The following is a 20,477-nucleotide window of genomic DNA, read 5'->3' on the forward strand; positions in this document are numbered from 1 at the left end:
ACAAAAAACCTCTTTGTGAAAAGTTCCATTCACAAAGAGGTTTTCAAGATGTTTCTTAAAAAGTTAAATATCTCGTTACTTAATGAGATAAATTTGTTTTTGAATGGCTGTATTCCGTTCAGGAACGCTTAATTTACAAATATACAATCCAGATGTTAGATTAGTACCATCAAGTATAACTTTAGTTTCTTGATTTTCATTTACAAGTCCATTGTACAATAAGGCAATTTCTCTACCATAAAGATCGTGAAGACTTAAAACTGCATGTTCTGTTTGAGGTAATGTAAAAACTATGTTAGTGTTTGAAACAAAGGGGTTGGGGTAAACAATCAGGTTTTCTGAATCTATTGTAAATGAATCGGTTTTTCCACGACCTCTTATTTGTTTTGGTACCCAATACCAACCAACAACAGATTGCTCATCACCTGAATTAGAAATTCCATCTGGTCCACAGTCAGTTACTGTAACAACATACCAACCACTGGGAAGATTACTGATTACAGGGCTATTATTACCAGAACCAGTTGACCAATAAGATGGACCTGACCAAGAATATTGATAATTTCCTGACAAACATAAATTACCACCCCCTACAATAATACTGATAGCGCCTGTGTTTTCTCCATTATCAGAGACTATAGCAAAACTCAAAATCTCTAAATTTCCGGCAGGATCAGAATAGTTGTCAAATTGTAATTGGCTTTCATCACAACTGTTGCTGTCAGTTACTATTAAACTCCATGTTGCACCTTGTGCAAAAACAACCTGAATTTCTCCTGTTTGTAAGTAGGAATACTGAACATATCCATTTGTTATCCAACTATAATTATAAGGTTGGACACCGCCGGTCAATGTAATGATATTAAGCTCAAAAAAAGTAGGGTTAACTTCTCCTTCATCTATATTAACTACAGTTCCAGTAAAGGGTTCACTTGCAACAGGTTCATTAACAGCAACATTTAAAATACAAATACATCCATTTGAATCGGTGGTTGTTAGTGTGTAACTTCCAGCACCTACGTCTGATAGATTTGATGTTTGAGCACCATTACTCCATAAATAATTATAAGGAGGTATTCCACCTGTAATTGTAGTTGAAATGCTTCCAGTTAACTCTCCATTACACTCAATATGAGTTGGTATAGCAGTGCAATGAATTGTTGTAGGTTGAGTCAAGTTTTGAGTACCTATAACAAAACAGCCACTATTTTGATCAGTTATGGTAACTGTATAAGAGCCTGCAGTTAATGATGATAAACTTTGATTGTTAGAACTATTACTCCATTCAAACAAGTAATTGCCTGAACCACCATTTGGTTCTGCAGTCAAAGTTCCGTTTGCTTCATCAAAACAACTTACTCCAAATCCATTAAAATTGCTTTGAGAGAATGTAACCATTAAATCTGATACTGTAATGTTAAAAGTACATTCAGTAGTTAAGTTGTTATTATCTGTTGCTGTATAAACTACTGTAGTGGATCCCATACTAAAAATAGAGCCCGGCAAATGAGATCCGATAAGGCTAACTAAATTGCAATTATCAGTAGCAGTTGGTTCGTCCCATGTTGGTTGTGTTAAACATGTGACAAAATCCTGAGGACAATTATTGATGACAGGTGCTTGTGCATCGTTTACTTCAACATTAAATGAGCACGAAGCAGTATTTCCAGAAATATCAGTAACTGTATAAACTACTATTGTTGTGCCTATATTAATTTGACTTCCGGATTGTATAGAACTGATAATACTTGAAATGTTACAATTATCAGTTGTTAAAGGGGTAGTCCAATTGACTATTGCGTTACAATTATTAAGATCTGTAAATTGGATTATGTTTTCCGGACAACTTACAGTAGGAACTTGTAGATCATTTACAAGTACATTGAATGAACATGTAGCTGTACTGCCTATTGTATTAGTTACGGTATATACTACTACAGTGTTTCCTACATTAAAAGCACTTCCAGAAACAGCAGAACTGCTTATATTTTGTATGGCGCAATTGTCTGATATTGTCGGTTCTGTCCAAGTTACAACTGTAGAACACATATTAAATTCAGCAACAGTTTCAATATTAGAAGGGCAGGATATCAGAGGAATAAAATCATTTGTAACCAATACAATTGTGGAACAGGTACCGGTATTTCCGTTTGCATCGGTTATGGTTAACACTACGGCATTTTCCCCTACATTTGAACAATTAAATACGGTGATGTCGGTGTCTAAGGTGAGTCCTCCGCAGGCATCGTTGCTTCCGTTGTTTACCGCATCTTCGGCTATAGTGGCGTTGCCGGTATTGTCTAAATCCACGGTGATGTTTTGACAGACGGCTGTTGGTGGGGTGTTGTCTTCTATGGTAACAGTTGCGGAACAGATATTGGTATTTCCGTTTGCATCGGTAACGGTTAATACTACGGCGTTTTCCCCTACATTTGAACAATTAAAGGTCGTGATGTCGGTGTCGAAGGTCAGTCCTCCGCAGGCATCGCTGCTTCCGTTGTTTACTGCATCTTCGGCGATAGTTGCATTGCCGGTATTGTCTAATTCAACGGTGATGTTTTGACAGGTGGCTGTTGGTGGGGTGTTGTCTTCTACCGAAACAGTTGCGGAACAGGTATTGGTATTTCCGTTGGCATCGGTTACGGTTAATACTACTACGTTTTCCCCTACATTTAAACAGTTAAAGGTCGTGATATCGGTGTCGAAGGTGAGGCCTCCGCAGGCATCGGTGCTTCCGTTGTTTACCGCATCTTCGGCGATAATTGCGTTGCCGGTATTGTCCAATTCAACGGTGATGTTTTGACAGACTGCAACCGGTGGGTTGTTGTCTTCTACGGTAACAGTTGCTGAACAGGTATTGGTATTTCCGTTGGCATCGGTAACGGTTAATACTACGGTGTTTTCCCCTACAACCGAACAATTAAATACGGTGATGTCGGTGTCGAAGGTCAGGCCTCCGCAGGCATCGTTGCTTCCGTTGTTTACCGCATCTTCGGCGATAGTTGCGTTGCCGGTATTGTCTAATTCAACGTTGATGTTTTGACAGACGGCTGTTGGTGGGGTGTTGTCTTCTACGGTAACGGTTGCGGAACAGGTGCTACTGATTCCATTGGCATCGGTAACGGTTAATACTACGGCGTTTTCCCCTGCATTTGAACAATTAAAGGTCGTGATGTCGGTGTCGAAGGTCAGTCCTCCGCAGGCATCGCTGCTTCCGTTGTTTACTGCATCTTCGGCGATAGTTGCATTGCCGGTATTGTCTAATTCAACGGTGATGTTTTGACAGACGGCTGTTGGTGGAACGTCATCTTCTACGGTAACAGTTGCTGAACAGGTATTGGTATTTCCGTTGGCATCGGTAACGGTTAATACTACGGTGTTTTCCCCTACAACCGAACAATTAAAGGTCGTGATGTCGGTGTCGAAGGTCAGTCCTCCGCAGGCATCGCTGCTTCCGTTGTTTACTGCATCTTCGGCGATAGTTGCATTGCCGGTATTGTCTAATTCAACGGTGATGTTTTGACAGACGGCTGTTGGTGGAACGTCATCTTCTACGGTAACAGTTGCTGAACAGGTATTGGTATTTCCGTTGGCATCGGTAACGGTTAATACTACGGTGTTTTCCCCTACAACCGAACAATTAAATACGGTGATATCGGTGTCGAAGGTGAGACCTCCGCAGGCATCGTTGCTTCCGTTGTTTACCGCATCTTCGGCGATAGTTGCGTTGCCGGTATTGTCTAACTCAACGGTGATGTTTTGACAGACGGCGGTTGGTGGGGTGTTGTCTTCTACGGTAACGGTTGCGGAACAGGTGCTACTGATTCCATTGGCATCGGTAACGGTTAATACTACGGCGTTTTCCCCTACATCGGAACAATTAAAGGTCGTGATGTCGGTGTCGAAGGTCAGTCCTCCGCAGGCATCGCTGCTTCCGTTGTTTACTGCATCTTCGGCGATAATTGCGTTGCCGGTATTGTCTAACTCTACGGTGATGTTTTGACAGACTGCTGTTGGTGGAACGTCATCTGCTACGGTAACTGTTGCAGAACAGGTGTTGGTGTTTCCGTTGGCATCGGTAACGGTTAATACTACGGTGTTTTCCTCTACATTTGAACAATTAAAGGTCGTGATGTCGGTGTCGAAGGTCAGTCCTCCGCAGGCATCGGTGCTTCCGTTGTTTACCGCATCTTCGGCGATAGTTGTGTTGCCGGTATTGTCTAAATCCACGGTGATATTTTGGCAGACTGCTGTTGGTGGAACGTCATCTTCTATGGTAACAGTTGCGGAACAGGTATTGGTGTTTCCGTTGGCATCGGTAACGGTTAATACTACGGCATTTTCACCTACAACCGAACAATTAAAGGTCGTGATGTCGGTGTCGAAGGTGAGGCCTCCGCAGGCATCGGTGCTTCCGTTGTTTACCGCATCTTCGGCGATAGTTGTGTTGCCGATATTGTCTAACTCAACGGTGATGTTTTGACAGACGGTAACCGGTGGGGTATTGTCTTCTACGGTAACCGTTGCGGAACAGGAATTGGTGTTTCCGTTGGCATCTGTAACGGTTAATACTACGGTGTTTTCCCCTTCAGCCGAACAATTAAATACCGTGATGTCGGTGTCGAACGTGAGGCCTCCGCAGGCATCGTTGCTTCCGTTGTTTACTGCATCTTCGGCGATAGTTGCGTTGCCGGTATTGTCTAATTCAACGGTGATGTTCTGACAGACGGCAACCGGTGGGGTGTTGTCTTCTATGGTAACAGTTGCGGAACAGGTATTGGTGTTTCCGTTGGCATCGGTAACGGTTAATACTACGGTGTTTTCCCCTACATCCGAACAATTAAAGGTCGTGATGTCGGTGTCGAAGGTCAGTCCTCCGCAGGCATCGCTGATTCCGTTGTTTACTGCATCTTCGGCGATAGTTGCGTTGCCGGTATTGTCTAACTCCACGGTGATGTTTTGACAGACGGCGATTGGTGGGGTATTGTCTTCTATGGTAACAGTTGCGGAACAGGTATTGGTGTTTCCGTGGGCATCGGTAACAGTTAATACTACGGCGTTTTCCCCTACATCCGAACAGTTAAATACGGTGACATTGGTGTCGAAGGAGAGGCCTCCGCAGGCATCGTTGCTTCCGTTGTTTACCGCATCTTCGGCGATAGCTGCGTTGCCGGTATTGTCTAATTCAACGGTGATGTTTTGGCAGACGGCTGTTGGTGGGGTGTTGTCTTCTATGGTAACAGTTGCGGAACAAGTGCTACTGTTTCCGTTGACATTGGTAACGGTTAATACGACGGCGTTTTCCCCTACATTTGAACAGTTAAAGGTCGTGATGTCGGTGTCGAAGGTCAGTCCTCCGCAGGCATCGGTGCTTCCGTTGTTTACCGCATCTTCGGTGATAGTTGCATTGCCGTTATTGTCTAAATCCACGGTGATGTTTTGACAGACTGCGGTTGGTGGGGTGTTGTCTTCTACGGTAACATTTGCGGAACAGGTATTGGTGTTTCCGTGGACATCGGTAACGGTTAATACTACGGTGTTTTCCCCTACATCGGAACAATTAAAGGTCGTGACATCGGTGTCGAAGGTGAGACCTCCGCAGGCATCGGTGCTTCCGTTGTTTACCGCATCTTCGGCGATAGTGGCGTTGCCGGTATTGTCCAATTCAACGGTGATGTTTTGGCAGACTGCTGTTGGTGGAACGTCATCTTCTACGGTAACAGTTGCGGAACAGGTATTGGTGTTTCCGTTGGCATCGGTAACGGTTAATACTACGGCGTTTTCCCCTACATTTGAACAATTAAAGGTCGTGATGTCGGTGTCGAAGGTCAGGCCTCCGCAGGCATCGGTGCTTCCGTTGTTTACTGCATCTTCGGCGATAGTTGCGTTGCCGGTATTGTCTAACTCCACGGTGATATTTTGACAGACGGCTGTTGGTGGGGTGTTGTCTTCTACGGTAACCGTTGCGGAACAGGTGCTACTGTTTCCGTTGGCATCGGTAACGGTTAATACTATGGTGTTTTCCCCTACATCGGAACAATTAAAGGTCGTGATGTCGGTGTCGAAGGTCAGTCCTCCGCAGGCATCGTTGCTTCCGTTGTTTACCGCATCTTCGGCGATAGTTGCGTTGCCGGTATTGTCTAAATCCACGGTGATGTTTTGACAGACGGCTGTTGGTGGGGTGTTGTCTTCTATGGTAACGGTTGCGGAACAGGTATTGGTATTTCCGTTTGCATCGGTTACGGTTAATACGACGGTGTTTTCTCCTACAACTGAACAATTAAAGGTCGTGATGTTGGTGTCGAAGGTCAGACCTCCGCAGGCATCGGTGCTTCCGTTGTTTACCGCATCTTCGGCGATAGTTGCGTTTCCGGTATTGTCTAACTCCACGGTGATGTTTTGACAGACTGCGGTTGGTGTGGTGTTGTCTTCTACGGTAACAGTTGCGGAACAGGAATTGGTATTTCCGTGGGCATCGGTAACGGTTAATACGACGGCGTTTTCCCCTACAACAGAACAATTAAAGGTCGTGATGTCGGTGTCGAAGGTCAAACCTCCGCAGGCATCGTTGCTTCCGTTGTTTACCGCATCTTCGGCGATAGTTGCGTTGCCGGTATTGTCTAATTCAACGGTGATGTTTTGACAGACTGCGGTTGGTGGGGTGTTGTCTTCTACCGAAACAGTTGCGGAACAGGTATTGGTGTTTCCGTTTGCATCGGTAACGGTTAATACTACGGCGTTTTCTCCTACATTTGAACAATTAAAGGTCGTGATGTTGGTGTCGAAGGTAAGACCTCCGCAGGCATCGGCACTTCCGTTGTTAACCGCATCTTCGGCGATAGCTGCGTTGCCGGTATTGTCTAAATCCACGGTGATGTTTTGACAGACGGCTGTTGGTGGAACGTCATCTTCTACGGTAACAGTTGCAGAACAGGTGCTACTGTTTCCGTTGGCATCGGTAACGGTTAAAATTACGGCGTTTTCCCCTACAACAGAACAATTAAATACGGTGATGTCGGTGTCGAAGGTGAGACCTCCGCAGGCATCGGCACTTCCGTTGTTTACCGCATCTTCGGCGATAGTTGCGCTGCCGGTATTGTCTAACTCCACGGTGATGTTTTGACAGACTGTTGTTGGTGCAACGTCATCTTCTACGGTAACAGTTGCTGAACAGGAATTGGTGTTTTCATTGGCATCGGTAATGGTTAATACTACGGCGTTTTCCCCTACATTTGAACAACTAAAGGTCGTGATGTCGGTGTCGAAGGTCAGTCCTCCGCAGGCATCGGTGCTTCCGTTGTTTACCGAATCTTCGGCGATAATTGCGTTGCCGGTATTGTCTAAATCCACGGTGATGTTTTGACAGACTGCTGTTGGTGCTACGTTGTCTTCTACCGAAACAGTTGCGGAACAGGTATTGGTGTTTCCGTTGGCATCGGTAACGATTAATATTACTACGTTTTCCCCCACATCGGAACAATTATAGGTCGTGATGTCGGTGTCGAAAGTGAGGCCTCCGCAGGCATCGGTGCTGCCGTTGTTTACCGCATCTTCGGCGATAGTTGCGTTGCCGGTATTGTCTAATTCAACAGTGATGTTTTGACAGACTGCTGTTGGTGGAACGTCATCTTCTACGGTAACCGTTGCGGAACAGGTATTGGTGTTTTCGTTGGCATCGGTAACGGTTAATACTACGGCGTTTTCTCCTACATCGGAACAATTAAATACGGTGATATCGGTGTCGAAGGTCAGACCTCCGCAGGCATCTGTGCTTCCGTTGTTTACCGCATCTTCGGTGATAGTTGCATTGCCGGTATTGTCTAACTCGACGGTGATGTTTTGGCAGACTGCGGTTGATTGAACGTTGTCTTCTACGGTAACGGTTGCGGAACAGGTATTGGTATTTCCGTGGGCATCGGTTACGGTTAGAACAACGGCGTTTTCTCCTACATCGGAACAATTAAATACGGTGATGTCGGTGTCGAAGGTCAAGCTTCCGCAGGCATCTGTGCTTCCGTTGTTTACCGCATCTTCGGCAATACTTGCATTGCCTGTATTGTCTAATTCAACTACTATGTTTTGGCAGAGGGCGGTTGGTGGGGTGTTGTCTTCTACGGTAACGGTTGCGGAACAGGTATTGGTGTTTCCGTTGGCATCGGTAACGGTTAATACTACGGCATTTTCACCTACAACCGAACAATTAAAGGTCGTGATGTCGGTGTCGAAGGTGAGGCCTCCGCAGGCATCGGTGCTTCCGTTGTTTACCGCATCTTCGGCGATAGTTGCGTTGCCGGTATTGTCTAACTCCACGGTGATGTTTTGACAGACGGCTGTTGGTGCTACGTTGTCTTCTGCCGAAACAGTTGCGGAACAGGTATTGGTATTTCCGTGGGCATCGGTAACGGTTAATACTACGGCGTTTTCCCCTACATTTGAACAATTAAAGATCGTGATATCGGTGTCGAAGGTCAGTCCTCCGCAGGCATCGGCACTTCCGTTGTTTACCGCATCTTCGGCGATAGTTGCGTTGCCGGTATTGTCCAATTCAACAGTGATGTTTTGGCAGACGGCTGTTGGTGTGGTGTTGTCTTCTACGGTAACCGTTGCGGAACAGGTATTGGTATTTCCGTGGGCATCGGTAACGGTTAATACTACGGCGTTTTCCCCTACATTTGAACAATTAAAGATCGTGATATCGGTGTCGAAGGTCAGTCCTCCGCAGGCATCGGCACTTCCGTTGTTTACCTCATCTTCGGCGATAGTTGCGTTGCCGGTATTGTCCAATTCAACAGTGATGTTTTGACAGATAGCTGTTGGTGGAACGTCATCTTCTACGGTAACAGTTGCGGAACAGGTATTGGTATTTCCGTTGGCATCGGTAACGGTTAATACTACGGTGTTTTCCCCTACAACCGAACAATTAAATACGGTGATGTCGGTGTCGAAGGTGAGGCCTCCGCAGGCATCGTTGCTGCCGTTGTTTACTGCATTTTCGGTGATAGTTGCGTTGCCGGTATTGTCCAATTCAACGGTGATGTTTTGACAGACTGCAACCGGTGGGGTGTTGTCTTCTACGGTAACAGTTGCGGAACAGGAATTGGTGTTTCCGTGGGCATCGGTAACGGTTAATACTACTATGTTTTCCCCTACATTTGAACAATTAAATACGGTGATGTCGGTGTCGAAGGTCAGTCCTCCGCAGGCATCCGTGCTGCCGTTGTTTACCGCATCTTCGGCGATAGTTGCGTTGCCGGTATTGTCCAATTCAACAGTGATGTTTTGGCAGACGGCGGTTGGTGGGGTGTTGTCTTCTATGGTAACAGTTGCGGAACAGGTATTGGTATTTCCGTTGGCATCGGTAACGGTTAATACTACGGTGTTTTCCCCTACAACCGAACAATTAAATACGGTGATGTCGGTGTCGAAGGTCAGTCCTCCGCAGGCATCGGTGCTTCCGTTGTTTACCGCATCTTCGGCGATAGTTGTGTTGCCGGTATTGTCTAAATCCACGGTGATATTTTGGCAGACTGCTGTTGGTGGAACGTCATCTTCTATGGTAACAGTTGCGGAACAGGTATTGGTGTTTCCGTTGGCATCGGTAACGGTTAATACTACGGCATTTTCACCTACAACCGAACAATTAAAGGTCGTGATGTCGGTGTCGAAGGTGAGGCCTCCGCAGGCATCGGTGCTTCCGTTGTTTACCGCATCTTCGGCGATAGTTGTGTTGCCGATATTGTCTAACTCAACGGTGATGTTTTGACAGACGGTAACCGGTGGGGTATTGTCTTCTACGGTAACCGTTGCGGAACAGGAATTGGTGTTTCCGTTGGCATCTGTAACGGTTAATACTACGGTGTTTTCCCCTTCAGCCGAACAATTAAATACGGTGATATCGGTGTCGAAGGTCAGGCCTCCGCAGGCATCGGTGCTTCCGTTGTTTATTGCATCTTCGGCGATAGTTGCGTTGCCGGTATTGTCTAAATCCACGGTGATGTTTTGACAGACGGCTGTTGGTGGGGTGTTGTCTTCTATGGTAACGGTTGCGGAACAGGTGCTACTGTTTCCGTTGGCATCGGTAACGGTTAATACTAATACGTTTTCCCCTACATTTGAACAATTAAAGGTCGTGATGTCGGTGTCGAAGGTCAGGCCTCCGCAGGCATCGGTGCTTCCGTTGTTTACTGCATCTTCGGCGATAGTTGCGTTGCCGGTATTGTCTAAATCCACGTGATGTTTTGACAGACGGCGGTTGGTGGGGTGTTGTCTTCTACGGTAACGGTTGCGGAACAGGTGCTACTGTTTCCGTGGGCATCGGTAACAGTTAATACTACGGCGTTTTCCCCTACATCCGAACAGTTAAATACGGTGACATTGGTGTCGAAGGAGAGGCCTCCGCAGGCATCGTTGCTTCCGTTGTTTACCGCATCTTCGGCGATAGCTGCGTTGCCGGTATTGTCTAATTCAACGGTGATGTTTTGGCAGACGGTGTTTGGTGCAACATTGTCTTCTACCGAAACTGTTGCGGAACAGGTGGAGATATTCCAGTTTGCATCAACAACTGTCAATGTAACGATGTTGGGGTTAGTCCCGATATGGAAGCAGTTGAAATCGGCCTGAGTTAAAGATAAACTCATAATTCCACAAGCATCGGTGCTTCCGTTGTCTATATCGTTGGGGCTGATGCTGACATTTCCACTTACATTTAAAGCTACGGACACGTTCTTACAATTTGCTACGGGGGGCGTAACATCTGCTACGGTTACATAACCCTGACAAGCGGCGGTATTACCGGCATTATCATCCACTGTAAGCGTTACTAAGGTGAACCCTACATTGCTACAATTAAATTCTGTAATATCGGTATCGTACAATAAAGATCCGCAAACATCATAACTTCCATTGTCTATGGCATCTTCGGCTATGCTGACGGTGCCTTCTTCGTTCAATTCGACTTCTATGTTCTGGCAAATGGCGACCGGAATGTTGTTATCCAACACGGTTACCAAGGAACTGCATGTATTGGTATTTCCAAACCCGTCATTGACTGTAAGGGTTACTGAAACATTTCCGACATCGTCGCAGGAATAGGTATATTGAGAGAGTGATTCTAAAATGACAGAGCCACAGTTATCGCTTCCAAAGAAAAAGAGATTGGCGGGGACGATGGTTGCATTTCCTTCGTTTACCAACACCGTTATGGCAGGATAGCAGGAAACGTGAGGGGGCGTTACATCCTGAACGGTTACGATGAAAGAACATTGGGCGGTTGCACCGGTCGGGTCGGTGGCTATATAGGTTACGTTGCTGTTGCCAAATCCAAAATTATCGCCGTTTGGAGAGCCTTCGGTTTGTTGCAGTGTAAAGGAGCAATTGTCTGTAACTACGGGGTCTGTCCATGAAGCGGATGCTATACAAAAATCGTTTGCGTTCACTACGACATCATCGGGACAGAACGTAAATACAGGCGGGGAAACATCTATCAGATTTACAAAGGCATTACAAGTGGCGTTGTTTCCGTTTCCATCATTGGCGGAAAGCTGGACTAAAGAAAATCCGAGCTGGTCGCAGGTTAAGGTGGAAGGGGTTACTGAGTTCAGGTTGATGGTTCCGCAATTATCGCTGCCCGAATCAAATACATCGGCAGGGAGGATGGTTACTGAAGTGCCGGAGAGATTTACCGTGATATTTTTACAAATTATACTTAGGGGCGTAAAATCGAATACGGTAACGATGGAAGAACAGGTTGACGTGTTGCCGTTTCCGTCATTGACGGTCAGGACTACGGTGTTGTTACCGACATTTGCACAGGTGAAGGTATTTGGTACGACTGAAACATGATTGACCACTCCGCAGTTGTCGCTTCCTGATGCAAAGATGTTGGATGTTGTGATGTTAGCTGTATTTCCCGAAAGGGTAACGGAATGATTTTGACAGTTCACCAAAGGTGCTATGGCATCCTGCACTGTGAGTGCGGACTGGCAGGTTGAGCTGTTGCTGTTGGCATCAATTACGGTAAGGGTAACGGTTTGCAAAGTTCCGACATGCGCGCAATTAAAATTAACCGGTGAAACAAACATGGATTGCAAACCACAATCGGCGTTGCTGCCGATGTTGATGTCGTTGACGGTTAGAACGGCAGTTCCGGAGCCATTTAACTGAATGACAGCGGCGGTTTGACAGATTGCCTGTGGTGCTGAACAACAATAGCCGTTAGGGTCGGTTACGGTGATGTTTGACAGACAAGTTGAACTGTTTCCGCTTGTGTCGAAAACCTGAAGAGTAACTCCGTAGGTTTGTCCGATGTTTGAGCAGGTGTAGTTTGTCAGTCCGGCAGAGATGGCGACGCTTGAAACGGCGCAGTTGTCGGTACTGCTGTTGTTGATTTGACTTGCGGTAACGGAAGAATTTCCTTCTGAATTGGCGACTACGGTCAGATTTTGGCAAGAGGCGTTAGGCGGTTGGGTATCATTGACCAATACCGAGAAATTACATTGTGCGGTTTGCCCGTTTGCGGCGGTAACTCTGAAAGTATTGACGGTGGTGCCGATTGGGAAAGTGCCTCCGTTGGGAATTCCGCCTATCTGGAGGGTGGTAGCCCCCGAACAGTTATCTGTTCCGGTTGGGGTTGCATAGCCTACAATTGCGGCACACATATTTAAGGTATTGCTGACGGTTAAATTTGCCGGACAGGTGATGGCCGGTGGTTCGTTGTCGGTTACGACTACGTTGAAACTGCAACTCACAAATTCTCCTCCCTGTCCCAGGAATTCCTGGGCTAAATTCCACGAATTTGAGTTGCAACCGGCAGTAGCTTTTACCCTTGTAAACAAATTATTACCGGCGACATTGGTCATTGCACCTCCATAGTCTTCGCCTACCCCAACGTATCCGAAGTTGGAATAGATAAATTCATAAGCGCCAACGGGGTTTTCACAAGCGCAGGACGGGTTGGCAACAAATTTGTAATAGGTAAAACTTCCGCAACTGCCTATATTGCAGTTACCGACTCCATATACAGATTCACAGGCTTTGAGGGCGATGGTCTGATTGCTGTCGCCTATATTATAGGTAAAATAACCGCCTGCCCCGTTGGGGTAACCCCCTGATGAATAGGTAACGGTTGTATTTCCGAGAGGGAAAGCAGCCCCGCTTGGCAGTCCTGCGGTTAATATGGGGTTTGCGCCGCAGGTTCCGGTGGGGGGACTGTAATTGACGACGGCGGAGCAAAGTCCGGGATTAGTATTTACAAAAATATTGGACGGACAGGTTACGGCGGGCGAAAGGATGGTAAGTACGGTCGGGCTTGTGGCGTTGCCGGAAGGGGTGAATACGGTTATAAATCCGGTGGTTGCATTGGAAGGGACGACTGCCGTGATGGTGGTGGCATTGACTATGGTAAAGTTTGCCGATACTCCGTTCATTGAAACGGCAGATGCGCCGTTCAGGTTGGTTCCGGTGATGGTAACCTGAGAACCTGCACATGCTGATGAGGGGAAAATAGAGGTGATGGTGGGAGAAGGTAAGGGCACGCAGGAGATATTGGCACTGAAACCGGTATTTTGAACCGATAAGTCGGAGGTAAACTGAACGGTCAAAGGGCCTGAATTAGAGGTAATGACCGGTGGCAGGGTGGTGCAGTTTCCGGAGAATAATAAAGTGCCTCCTATTCCTGAACCGTCGTAGATATTGACGAAGTCGCAGCAACATTCCAGGGCGAAACTGGTAAAAGAAAGGCGCACGGCGTTGCCAAAAATTGCGGGATTGATGATGGTAAATCCGTTGGCAAAATCGCTGTAGTTACCGCCGCCGGCATGGTCGCAGATGATGCCGGAGCAGGCTGTGATGGCGGTGCTGCCGCTATAAGGCACCAAATAATCGCAAAAGGAAAGGCAGGGAATGTTAAAGGTGATGTTGACAGGTCCGTTTAGTTCGGCATCTAACAATATATAATAAGGTACGCCTGCTGTCAGGAAGATGTTTGGGCCGGTATAGGGTGCGGATAAAGTCAGCCCTGCGCAGGTCCAACCGGAGTTGCTGCAACCTGCTGATTGGGGTTTGTAGTAAAAGTCAACCCAACCGCCGGAAATTGCGGACACGTTGATGTTGTAGTTTCCGGTAAGGGTGGGAGTAAAACTGTAAATGCGTTCCTGACCAAAGGTGGAGGTAATTCCGTCGCAGGTGGGGAGGTTCCAGTTTGCTCCGCTTCCGCTCATGGTGGTTGAGGCAGAAGAACTGCATGTCAAGGTGCCGGCCAGAGGGCTGCAAGGGTTGAAACCTCCGCTTCCGCACTGCACCCAAGCAGAACGGCAGGTGGTTTGAAATCCGCAGCCGGGGCCGGTATGGTAGTAGATGCGGTAAACACCGGATACGGAAGGAGTATAGGAAACGGGTTGAGTGCCGCTTGTGATGATGCCGCCGGAAGAATTGGTAACGGTGATAAAGTCGGTGGTGATGCTGCTTCCGAACGTATAGGTGATGCCTGCGGTTAAGGTAAGATTGTTGTATTCACCGGCAAAATTACAGCCGGTGTATGTTTCCTGCGCTCCTGTACATATTGGGGTATAAGACACCCATAAACTTCCGGAATTACAACCTCCGCCGCCACCGGCGCAGGATTCCTGCCTCCAAACTAAAGTGGTAAAGGAAAAATTAGATAAACAAAGCCCGCCAGACCATTGTGTTACAAGAACCCTTGCGATTCCGGTATAGGTTGCAGTCCATCTTATTTTGGAACTCAGACCGCATAAGTCGTCATTGTAACATAAAATATTGTTGGAACTATCGTAGAGGGTTAGCTCACTGTCATAAGCCACAAATCCCCCATCGGCGGGGCATAAAGACCATTCGTAGGTGCAGCCGGCAGTAACGGAATATTCCGCCCATTCACCTGCCCAAATGATGGTAGAAACTACCTGAAAGGAGGAAGAAGTGGTTGAAAAAACTCCAAAAGGGAATTGATTGCCTCCAAATCCACATCCACCGGCATTACATACGCCGGGCTGAGCGAACATGGTGTTACAGTAAAAAAATAAAATACTGATTGCAATTAAAAGTTTATAGGTAAGCCTTGAATTGGTGTAGAAATTCTTCATTAAAAATTAATTGAGTTTAAATTCAGGTTTCTGTTCGTAAATAAGCCTTTATAATTTTTGGTTCGAGCGCACTAAAGTAGTTAAAGTATTTGGATTTTTACCTTTTATCTGAAATTTTCTGTCTTCTCTCTGACTTTGATAAAGTTGTTTAACAGGACTTGAGTGTCTTGTAGGGTTCCTGTTTTTTGATGCTTTCGCTGTTTGCAAATTTGCTTAAAATAAGTAGCTGCAAATACTTCCTTTCCCGCCAAAATGATTTACTAATGTGTGATTGGAAATTTAAGGAAACGGGTGCTTTTCTGCTTTTTTTTACCACTGATTTTCTCTGATTTTTCTTGCGCTTGTTTTTTTTTACCACTGATTTTCTCTGATTTTTTTTGCGGTTGCTTTTGTTTCCCGCAGATTTTCGCGGAGCTTTTTTGTGGTTGCTTTTGTTTACCACTGATTTTCTCTGATTTTTCTTGTGCTTGTTTTTTTCTTCCGCAGATTTTCGCTGAGCTTAGGGGAGTTTGCCTTTTTTTGCCGCAGATAATGAAGAGTTAACCGCAGATTTTCGCTGATTTTTCTTGCGCTTGCTTTTTTCTTCCGCAGATTTTCGCTGATTTTTTTTGCGCTTGCTATTTTTTCCCGCAGATTTTGGCGGAGCTTTTTTGCGGTTGCTTTTGTTTCCCGCAGATTTTCGCAGAGCTTTGGGGAGTTTGCCTTTTTTTGTCGCAGATAATGAAGAGTTAACCGCAGATTTTCGCAGATTTTTCTTGCGCTTGCTTTTTTCTTCCGCAGATTTTCGCTGATTTTTTTTGCGTTTGCTTTTTTCTTCCGCAGATTTTCGCTGATTTTTTTTGCGTTTGCTTCTTGATTTTAGCTAATTTTTTTTCTGTCTCTTTTTTAGTTTTTATTGTCTGAAACATTGGCTAAGTCGTCAAAACTTTTCTCTAAGTCGTCAAAACTTTTCTCTAAGTCGTCAAAACTTTTCTCTAAGTCGTCAAAACTTTTCTCTAAGTCGTCAAAACTTTTCTCTAAGTCGTCAAAACTTTTCTCTAAGTCGTCAAAACTTTTCTCTAAGTCGTCAAAATCTTTCTCTAAGTCGTCAAAATCTTTCGCTACGTCGTTTTGACAAAAAAATAAGCCATAGATGGGGGTGATTTTATGCCAAAATGACAGGTTTTTATAAAAAAAGGGATTTAGAAGTTTGGAAGGAAATTTAAAGGGCATTTCCCAAGATGCACAGAGGGAGGGAACAGGGCGTATATTTGGGAAAAAGAGCAAAGTGGAAGACACAAAAAAAGCCTTTTGAAAAGATTGAAGTTTCCAAAAGGCTGAGATATATGCGAAATGAAAAATTTAAGGAGTTGGGGGGGGTACGTTGTTGTTTTGGTAATTTAACTGTCGGAGATTTTTGGAAAAGTTGAAGGCATCTTTTTTGGCTTTGTCATTTTTGAAAATGAGGGCAGTAACTTTAGAAATGGCGATAATTTTTTTATAGATATTGTTTATTTCTACGACAGCATCGGAGGATATGTCTTTTCTAAATCCTTTGGCGACTTCCTGAGTGATGTTTGCATCGCGGAGGGAGGTTGAATAATTGAGGACTTTGTCAATAATTAAATCGTCAATACCGGCGGTATTGAGTTCGGTTCTCAAAGCGGGGGTCATATTGACCTCGAATTTGGTGAGTAATTCGACGAAAGCTTCCTGGTCTTTTTTTTGAACACGTTTGTAATGTTGCGTATATCCCAACAGATTTAGGATTTCGTTTTTTCTGGGTTTGTTGGCATCAAAGTCAACGGTAAGCTGGACTTTAAACATGAGAAGGGCTTCGGAGGCGGGTTTCATCAATTCATAGAGTGCCTGTGTTGCCTGCCGCATGGCTGCTGCATTGTCAATACCCAAAGCAGAGAGGTAAACGTCTTCTATTTCGGTATTGAGGGCGGTAAAATAGGGTACGGTCCATTGTGGTCTTGCCGGCAATATTAAGGCATTATAGTTAATGCCGTGGGTGCAAATTGTGCTTCCGACATGAAGCACTTCGACATCTTTGCAATTATAATCTCTTAAATTTTCTGCCATAGTGGTATAAATTTTAACGGTAAAAAAAATATTTCATTTGTAGTTTTACTTTTTTAAAAATGTCAGCCTGTACGGATGAAATGCGTAATGATGCAGTAATCTTTAAAAAAGGGCTGTTTTAACTGATTGACTACAAATATAAATCAATTAGTTTTAGAAATTGTAACTATTCCTTACTTTTTTTTAAAATTTTTTTATTTTTTTTTGAAAACAAACTTTTACGCGAATTTTCAAGTTTGGAATCAGATGTTTTTAATTGTTAATTGAGAATGGTTAATTGTTAATGGTTAATTTGAGACTTAAAACCTTAATTTATCGAGCATGAAACGGCACTTTTTTTTCCTTTTAATAGCCTTTGTTTTTTTTAATGCCATAGTTACATTCGGTCAAGAGTCGGTCAGGGTAGTTTTTGACGTTACCCCCACTGCCGGGGATAGCACGCTGACCGGTAAAAATGTGTTGCTGATCATTGACCGGTGTTATCTCGGCGTTCAGCCCGATGTTTATACGCCGAAAGAAACCGGTAAGGGCTTTGAGTTTGAACCTGTTTTGAAGCAACCGCAGGTTGCGACACTAACCTATGCAGGGCATCAACTCGCCTTATATTTGGAACCCGGTGATGCGCTTACGGTAAGGGTACATCCCGGTGAAAACGAGGGGAAACCGCAGTTTTCGGGCAAGGGGGAGGATCACAACCGGTTTTTACAATCGTTTTACGGCACTTTTTCGACTGAATATAACCCCGTGGCGATGAAGGAAAAGATTATGACTACTTCCATTGACGGGTTGGAAATGGAATTGTTTGACAGCCGCAAAAAACAAACTGCATTTTTCAAAGGATATTCGGACAAGGGGAAGTTTTCGGCTGATTTTGACCGGTATGTGGCGCACGAGATTATGTATAATTACCTGAATTATGTGGTCGGTTACACCATTGTGCGGGCAAATGCCGATTCAAAAAGCCTCAATGTGGGCAGGATTCCGCAGGTGATGCTCGATGAGATTACCCCTGCAAAGGTGAACAACGAAGCGGCGATGATGAATGAGCTTTACCGCAGCTTTTTGATTTACTATCTCACCTACACAACTTCCGAGGTGAACAACCTGAATAAATTTAAGGATGTGGGATTGTCGGTTAAGATGAAATTCAATCAAATCAGGCAGCGATTGAGCGGAGAGCCTTATAATTACGCCATTGCCAGATTTTTGTACGATTATTGCGAGAAATCGGATGCTGAAACGGTACAATTGCTGAACCGCTATCTGAGCAGCAACGATGAGGAGCAAAAGTATGTAAAAATTGTCGCCACAAAATGTGCGGATGCGTTGAGTGCGCCGGTTGCCTCCAAAAACACGAAAGACAAAAAAGGGGAAGACAGCGGAGCAGGTGAAGAAGATGCTGCCGGAAACATTACGTTTACGGGTTTGGACGGTAAAGAAATGCGGTTAAAAGATTTTCGGGGGAAGGTCGTTTATGTTGATTTTTGGGCGAGTTGGTGTGGCCCATGTCGCAAACAGATGCCATTTTCAAAAGAGCTACACGATAAATTATCTTCAAAACAAAAGAAAAAAGTGGTGTTCCTTTATATTTCGATAGACGACAGCGAGCAGGCCTGGAGAGATGCCATCATTAAATCGGGGCTTGAAAACGGCACGCATGGCTGGTCTTCAGGAGGTTGGAATTCCAAAATTGCGAGGTTTTTTCAGATTTCGGGCATTCCCCGTTATATGCTGATGGATACGCAGGGCAAAATTGTTGATCCAAACGCCAAACGACCGGGCGACGAACAAATTTTGAACGATATTTTGAAGTTGCTGAAATAATTTTTGGGGTTAGAAGGTATAGTTTGTTTTTTTTCTTGGTTTTACTCCCGCTGAATTTGCAGATTTTTTGTTTGTTTTTTTTCTTGGTTTTACTCCCGCTGATTTCGCTGATCTTCGCAGATTTTTTGCTTGTTCTTTTTCATGGGTTTACTCCCTGAGGTTTCGCCGGTTTTTGCTTGTTTTGTTTCCTGGGTTTACTCCCGCAGATTTCGCTGATCTTCGCAGATTTTTTGCCTGTTCTTTTTCCTGGGGTTACTCCCTGAGGTTTTGCCGGTTTTTGCTTGTTTTGTTTCCTGGGTTTACTCCCGCAGATTTCGCTGATCTTCGCAGATTTTTTGCTTGTTCTTTTTCATGGGTTTACTCCCTGAGTTTTCGCCGGTTTTTTCTTGTTTTATTTCCTGGGTTTACTCCCGCAGATTTCGCTGATCTTCGCAGAATTTTTGCCTGTTCTTTTTCCTGGGGTTACTCCCTGAGTTTTCGCCGGTTTTTTCTTGTTTTGTTTCCTGGGTTTACTCCCGCAGATTTCGCTGATCTTCGCAGATTTTTTGCCTGTTCTTTTTCCTGGGTTTACTCCCTGAGTTTTCGCCGGTTTTTTCTTGTTTTATTTCCTGGGTTTACTCCCGCTGATTTCGCTGATCTTCGCAGATTTTTTGCTTGTTCTTTTTCATGGGTTTACTCCCTGAGGTTTCGCCGGTTTTTGCTTGTTTTGTTTCCTGGGTTTTCTCCCGCAGATTTCGCTGATCTTCGCAGATTTTTTGCCTGTTCTTTTTCCTGGGGTTACTCCCTGAGGTTTTGCTGATTTTTGCTTGTTTTGTTTCCTGGGTTTTCTCCCGCAGATTTCGCTGATCTTCGCAGATTTTTTGCCTGTTCTTTTTCCTGGGGTTACTCCCTGAGGTTTTGCTGATTTTTGCTTGTTTTGTTTCCTGGGTTTTCTCCCGCAGATTTCGCTGATCTTCGCAGATTTTTTGCCTGTTCTTTTTCCTGGGGTTACTCCCTGTGTTTTCGCTGATTTTTTCTTGTTTTGTTTCTTTGTTTTGCTCCCGCAGATTTCGCTGATCTTCGCAGATTTTTTGCTTGTTCTTTTTCTTAGTTTTACTCCCTGAGTTTTCGCTGATTTTTTCTTGTTTTATTTCTTGATTTTACTCCCGCAGATTTCGCTGATCTTCGCAGATTTTTTACTTGTTCTTTTTCTTGGGGTTACTCCCTGAGGTTTTGCCGGTTTTTTCTTGTTTTAATTCTTTGTTTTACTCCCGCTGATTTCGCTGGTCTTCGCAGATTTTTTGCTTGTTCTTTTTCATGGGTTTACTCCCTGAGGTTTTGCCGGTTTTTTCTTGTTTTGTTTCCTGGTTTTACTCCCGCTGATTTCGCTGATCTTCGCAGATTTTTTGCCTGTTCTTTTTCCTGGGGTTACTCCCTGAGGTTTTGCCGGTTTTTGCTTGTTTTATTTCCTGGGTTTACTCCCGCTGATTTCGCTGATCTTCGCAGATTTTT

Annotated in this window: 6 protein-coding genes; 1 reads left to right on the top strand and 5 read right to left on the bottom strand. The window is 44.9% G+C overall.

Annotation, left to right across the window (positions count from 1 at the left end; all coding sequences use genetic code 11):
• Positions 1–75: 75 nt before the first annotated feature.
• The 5 genes from IPM47_13645 to IPM47_13665 form a co-directional block, all read right to left on the bottom strand.
• Positions 76–10,230, bottom strand: a complete 10,155-nt coding sequence (locus IPM47_13645) for an HYR domain-containing protein (GenBank protein ID QQS27913.1) — start codon at positions 10,228–10,230, stop codon at positions 76–78.
• Complete coding sequence (locus tag IPM47_13650; GenBank protein ID QQS27914.1) at positions 10,221–15,095, bottom strand: HYR domain-containing protein; 4,875 nt, start codon at positions 15,093–15,095, stop codon at positions 10,221–10,223. The genes IPM47_13645 and IPM47_13650 overlap by 10 nt, the downstream gene beginning before the upstream one ends.
• A gap of 728 nt (positions 15,096–15,823) precedes the next feature.
• On the bottom strand, positions 15,824–16,003 hold the full coding sequence (locus tag IPM47_13655) for a hypothetical protein (protein ID QQS27915.1): 180 nt from the start codon (positions 16,001–16,003) through the stop codon (positions 15,824–15,826).
• Positions 15,981–16,373 (bottom strand): hypothetical protein, encoded by a 393-nt coding sequence (locus tag IPM47_13660; GenBank protein QQS27916.1) that lies wholly within the window; start codon positions 16,371–16,373, stop codon positions 15,981–15,983. The genes IPM47_13655 and IPM47_13660 overlap by 23 nt, the downstream gene beginning before the upstream one ends.
• A gap of 63 nt (positions 16,374–16,436) precedes the next feature.
• A complete protein-coding gene (locus IPM47_13665) occupies positions 16,437–17,162 on the bottom strand; it encodes a hypothetical protein (GenBank protein ID QQS27917.1) in 726 nt (241 codons plus the stop codon).
• Between the two features lie 321 nt (positions 17,163–17,483).
• On the opposite strand from IPM47_13665, the gene IPM47_13670 reads away from it, so the two are divergent.
• On the top strand, positions 17,484–18,986 hold the full coding sequence (locus tag IPM47_13670; GenBank protein QQS27918.1) for a TlpA family protein disulfide reductase: 1,503 nt from the start codon (positions 17,484–17,486) through the stop codon (positions 18,984–18,986).
• The last annotated feature ends 1,491 nt before the right edge of the window (positions 18,987–20,477 follow it).

The sequence above is a fragment of the Sphingobacteriales bacterium genome (genome assembly GCA_016700115.1).
Classification (GTDB): Bacteria; Bacteroidota; Bacteroidia; order Chitinophagales; family UBA2359; genus UBA2359.